Genomic DNA, 5708 nt, shown 5'->3' on the forward strand with positions numbered 1-5708 from the left:
AAATTTACTTTCGTAATTTGGGATTATTTTGCAATCAATATCCAAAGTGAAAAAGGAGATGCCAACGGAAGCAAAGCAGCGGATATTGCAACTCAAATATTACATGATAAGCAAATTTATTAAAGAGGGTGTTCAAAAAGTCACCAAATGATAAGCGGCGAATCTCTTCGTTGGCTTGTTTCTGGCGGCTCTTATCTAAAAGCATACATTGTGCTGCAACTTTTTGAACACGCACTTAAGCAGTCCCAAAAAGGATTCTTCCTTTTTGGGCATTTTCCACCTTAAATACTACAAACGTAGTATTTAAGGTGGAAAATGGATCACACCCATACAGTTATTAAAGAAGGTGTTTTGACGATGAAAGAAAAAATGAAAAATGTAACTGCATTTCGGATCAATCTCCTGTCTCTTATCATTTTTTTAATTTTTTGCTTGCTGATTATTCGGCTGGGTTATCTTCAAATCGTGCACGGTGAACAATTCAATAATGAAATGAATCAATCGAATGTGGTCACTGTGAAAAAGCCTGCTCCAAGAGGATTGATTTATGACAGCAAACACCGCTTGTTAGTGGGCAATAAAGGGTTAAAAGCTATTACATATTTTCGCTTGAATAATAGTACGCCTGATTCCATGTTGAAGATAGCAGAAGAACTGACAAAGTATATTTCCGTAGATACTTCCGAGTTAAAAAAGCGTGATTTACGGGACTATTTTGCCGCAAAGTATCCGGATAGAATCAATAAAAGGCTAAGTGGAAAAGAAAAGCAATTACAGGGAGGGGAATTATATAAAGCCCAAATAAAAAAGGTGAGCGACAAGGATATAGCTTCTTTGGACCAAAAAGAAAAAAGTGTTGCGATTCTGTATAAAAAAATGAACAGTACTCCTGAATTTGATACAGTCATGATAAAAAATAATCATGTTACGGATGAAGAAGTTGCCAAGGTAAGTGAACATTTGCAAGATTTGCCGGGAATTGATGTGGCGATGGACTGGGAAAGAGATTATAAGGAAGGTACTATGTTAAAAAGTGTTTTTGGTTCAGTAACTTCTGAGAAAACAGGCTTGCCCAGGGACCAAAAAAAACTTCTGCTGGCAAAAGGCTATGCACTGAATGACCGGGTTGGAAAAAGTTACCTGGAAAAAGGATATGAAGACATTCTTAAAGGTACAAAAGAACAATATGAATTAAGGATAAATAAAGGACAGCTGGAAAAATCAAAACTTAAAACAAAAGGGAAAAAAGGAGATAACCTCGTTTTAACGATAGACATTGATTTTCAAAAAAAGTTAGATGAAATTGCAGCTAACGCATTGATTCAACGGAAAGGCAAACTGGCAGATCGACTTTATATTAGTGCCATCAATCCGCAAAATGGTGAAATTCTCGGCATGACCGGGAAAAGATAAACATGTCGACTGGGGAAGTAGGAGATGATACGTTAGGTGTTTTTACCACTCAATATACAATGGGGTCAAGTGTAAAAGCGGCTTCCGTTCTTGCAGGGTATATGGATGAAGTGATTTCCCTTGATGACAATGTCATGATTGATAAACCACTTAAATTTGCGGAGACCAAGTCGAAAAGTTCATGGTTTAACCGGAACGGGAGCATCGTGTTAAATGATACTACCGCATTAGAAGTCTCTTCAAATTCCTATATGATGCAATTGGCAATGCGGATGGGTGGAAAATATCATTACACGCCCGGGGAAACTTTGAAGATGAATAGTGAAGCGGTATTTAAAAAGCTCAGATATTATTATTCCCAATTTGGCCTTGGCGTTCCTACTGGAATTGATATTCCAGGTGAAACCGCAGGTTTAAAAGGCAAGGAAAGCAATCCCGGCCTTGCGCTCGATCTTGCTTTCGGCCAATTCGATACCTACACAACATTGCAGCTAGCTCAATATATCTCGACTATTGCAAATGGAGGCAACCGAATTACCCCAAGAATCGTAAAAGAAATTAGAGGCACTAATGAGCAAGGGGAATTAGGTGAACTGAAAAAGGCTTTTACCCCGAAAATATTGAATCATATAGAGATTGAAGACAAATATATTAATAGAATCAAAACGGGATTATACAATGTTGTCCATGGCAGCAATCAATACGGGACGGGAAAAAAACTTGCAAGTTCCCCCTATGATATTGCAGGAAAAACCGGAACAGCTCAAGCTTTTTACAGCGGTCCTATTGAATCCGCAAATATGACGGCTGTGTGGAACTTAACTTTTGTTGGTTATGCACCATCAGAAAATCCACAGATTGCTATTTCTGTCGCGCTGCCTTTTATGGACACAGATAAAGAAGATGCTATTTTAGATATTCCCAAAAAGGTATTTGATGCTTATTTTGAACCTGAATCGTGATTTGATTCGTAAAAATAAAATTAAGAGAGACCGGTGGTTAAAAATGCAGTATTGCCCGCCAGTAAACCGGGTGAATGAATTCCATTATTAGTGTAAAAGAAGGAGTTAGGCCCCTTTTTGCTGAATATAGGTTTTATATGGGCGTTAATGAGAAATGAGATGATCATGTATGAAGAACAAAAGCAAGTTGGTACGGATGTATAAGGTGTTATCGATGTTCTTTACCTTTTTCATTCAGATCTATTGGTACAAAATGAGCAAGAAACCTGAAGCTGAATGGGAAAAGCTGTGGGGGAATATTGGAAAAAGGTTTAGGAGAACGCTTTTTGAACTTGAAGGCCTCCTTATTAAAGTAGGGCAGATCATTAGCAGCCGTGCCGATCTGCTCCCACAGCCATTGATTCGCGAAATAGAGGATCTGACCGACAAGGTTCCGCCTTCGGATTGGAGTGAAATTCAGGAGATTCTCGAGAAAGAATGGGGAAACAATCATAAGGAACTGCTGCTTTCTATTGAAAGAGAGGCGATTGCCTCCGCATCCATTGGAGAGGTTTATAAAGGTGTTCTCCAAGATGGATCAAGAGTAGCCATTAAGGTACAGCGCCCGCACATTAATTCCGTTGTTCAAACTGATTTCCGTACGTTAAGTATTGCCATTTGGTTTGCGAACTATTTTGTGCCTATTCCCAAGGGATTTATTAATCTTAAAGTTTTGTTCTCCGAGCTAAAGCAGGTGATTGAACGGGAGCTTGATTTTACAAAGGAGAAGGAAACCCTTCTATACTTTCAAGAAAGATTCAAGGGGAATGATATTGTTCAAATTCCGCAAGTATATACTGAGCTTTGTACTTCCAAAGTGTTGGTGATGGAATGGGTAGATGGGAGAAAAATAACCGATATTGCGGCTTTAGATCAGTTGGATGTACCCCGTAAGGAATTGGCGGAGCGGCTCATCAAGGTGTTCCTGCCGCAATGGCTTGAGCCCGGGATCTTTCATGCTGATCCGCATCCGGGAAACATCCTTGTATCCGGGGATGGACGCATCATCCTGCTCGATTTCGGAATGGCAGGTGAAATTTCAAAAAATGATGCCTCTGCATTTCAAAGTTTAATTGAAAGCTTTTTGGCTAAAAATTATGCCAAGGCAGTCGAATGCCTGTCACGTTTGGGTTTCTTGCTTCCCGAGGCTGACACCAGGATGATGGAAAGGTTACTGGCTGAATGGATGACTTTCCAGCCTGCTAAAATGACTGACATGGATTTGATCACATTCAAACGTGAACTTAACGACATGATTCAGGCGCTTCCAATCCAGGTTCCGACCCGCTTTGTCTTTTTGGGCCGCTCTTTTGTTGCGATTGAAGGGATTATGACTCATTTGGTGCCGGAGGAGGAAATCCTTGATCTGGCTAAGCACGTTTTCATGAATTGGTTAATGTCCCAAGGGAATAAATGGTCCTTTGTCTACCAATGGATCCAATCACAGCCGATATTTAGGGTCTTTCACTCAGTGACAGAGTTTTTAAAGACACCAGAAAAACTGGAACTCATGAAGGAAACTGAACAAAGAAGACAGTTTCAATTTACGATTTACGAAAATCATAAGAAGCAGTTATTTCTATTGACACTGTTTGGGTTAACAGGGATTACTGCTGGAATCCATCTATCAAACTTGTTAATCTTGAAACTTTTTATCGTACTGTCCGCCTTTTCGATTGCGGGTTATGCGATTATCGGTTATAAGCTGAAAAAATGGATGAAGTACATGCATAAAAAACGGTAATACTTTTTGTTGAAGTATTGGCATCAAGAAAGGGAGAGTGTCTTGAAATCGGCATTGCCATTAGCTTTAAGAATGATTTTATTGCCAGGTTGCAGAACGCGGCAAGCGTAAACTTGGACAGGAACCACCTGTACTTCCGATATAAATGTTTTTTAGTTTTCGGAGGTAAATCATTGAAGGTAAAATCTTGAACCAACAGTTTAATGTAATTTAGCGTTGATATTCCTTTCGTCATCATTTAAAATCAATTATGGATATCAAAGGTCTTTAATAGACATTAAAAGGAGTAAAACAATGAAATATTCAAAAGCTACTAATTATGCGTTACATGCAATAGTCTATTTAACTCTAACACCAAGTGGAAAAAGTGTAGGAGTGGAACAGTTGGCTAAAGTGCAAAATCTTTCTCCGACATACCTTTCGAAGATTTTAACAAAGCTTGTGAAGGCAGGATTGGTTGAATCAAACCCGGGTGTAAATGGCGGATATTCATTAGCAAGACAGTCATCAAACATTTCTTTCTTAGATGTTGTTCATGCGATAGAAGGGAAAGCACAATTATTCAGCTGTTCATTGGAGCATGGCGAACTAGACAGGAATCAAGGCTGTTTAATTGAAAAGGTGATGACTGAAGCAGAGCAAAAGATGAATGATGAACTGAGCAGCGTATCGATCTGTAAAATTGCTGAACAGATTCAATCATTAAAGCATTAAAATTCCTTGTTACAGTCTTAGGTTATATTTTTTACATTAATTATAGATATTAAAGGTCTTTAATAGGTTTATTGAAAAGGAGAAAAAAATTATGGATAAAAAACAATGTAATTTTAATGAGATGGAACGTTTAGCAAAAAAAGTTGAGTTCCTTGATAATCCGGAAAGAAGAGGGGATATTCCACCAAAGAAGCTCATAAAAAAGCTTCCTGTTAAGAAGACCGACAGTATATTGGATTTAGGCGCCGGTACAGGATATTTTACCATTCCTTTCGCTAAAACCGTTGAGGGGCCGGTCTATGCATTAGATATAGATTTAGATATGTTGGAAATTATAAAGAAAAAGGCAATAGAAGAAAATATAACGAATGTCAAATCTATTAAGGGCTGTATTGATGACCTTCCGCTATCCGATAATTCCATTGATCTTGTATTCGCTTCATTAGTTCTGCATGAAGTCCAGCAGTTATCCACTTCATTACAGCAAATTAAGCGAGTGCTTAAAGATAATGGATATTTCATATGTATTGAATTTGAAAAGAAGGATAACCAGCCCCATAATCACCCTAGAATTACATCTTCAGCGATGGAACAAGAACTCATAAAGGCAGGATTGGCGGTAACGGAGAAATTAACTCCTACAGATGCTATATACATGATCATTGCAAGGAAATAATTATTTATTGCTAAATATCCGGCACCTGGCCAACAAGAAATAGCGAGGAAGCTTAATAATAAGGAATTGAGGAAAGGGGCGGCAGCTATACTTATCCTATTATTTTTTAACCGTTAACCTACATCCGTAAAAATTTTACGAACAACTGGCAGAAGGCCCG

The 5708-nt window shown here is 38.5% G+C and carries 5 protein-coding genes; all 5 read left to right on the forward strand.

Features of this window, described 5'->3' with window-relative positions:
- The first annotated feature begins 315 nt into the window (after positions 1 to 315).
- The 5 genes from D4N35_RS18320 (at position 316) to D4N35_RS17405 (ending at position 5548) form a co-directional block, all read left to right on the forward strand.
- Complete coding sequence (locus tag D4N35_RS18320; protein ID WP_208646323.1) at positions 316 to 1413, forward strand: penicillin-binding protein 2; 1098 nt, start codon at positions 316 to 318, stop codon at positions 1411 to 1413.
- Between the two features lie 59 nt (positions 1414 to 1472).
- The gene (locus D4N35_RS18325; RefSeq protein ID WP_235870425.1) at positions 1473 to 2375 is read left to right on the forward strand and encodes a penicillin-binding transpeptidase domain-containing protein; all 903 of its coding nucleotides are present in this window, start codon (positions 1473 to 1475) and stop codon (positions 2373 to 2375) included.
- 169 nt (positions 2376 to 2544) lie between these two features.
- Positions 2545 to 4158 (forward strand): ABC1 kinase family protein, encoded by a 1614-nt coding sequence (locus D4N35_RS17395; RefSeq protein ID WP_120075934.1) that lies wholly within the window; start codon positions 2545 to 2547, stop codon positions 4156 to 4158.
- A 294-nt stretch (positions 4159 to 4452) separates the two neighbouring features.
- Positions 4453 to 4872, forward strand: coding sequence for an Rrf2 family transcriptional regulator (locus D4N35_RS17400; RefSeq protein ID WP_120075936.1), 420 nt, complete (start codon positions 4453 to 4455; stop codon positions 4870 to 4872).
- A gap of 91 nt (positions 4873 to 4963) precedes the next feature.
- Positions 4964 to 5548: a class I SAM-dependent methyltransferase gene (locus D4N35_RS17405; protein WP_120075938.1), complete on the forward strand. Its 585-nt coding sequence runs from the start codon at positions 4964 to 4966 to the stop codon at positions 5546 to 5548.
- Positions 5549 to 5708 lie beyond the last annotated feature (160 nt).

This window comes from Siminovitchia fortis (genome assembly GCF_003605365.2).
In the GTDB taxonomy this organism is placed as follows: domain Bacteria; phylum Bacillota; class Bacilli; order Bacillales; family Bacillaceae_C; genus Siminovitchia; species Siminovitchia fortis.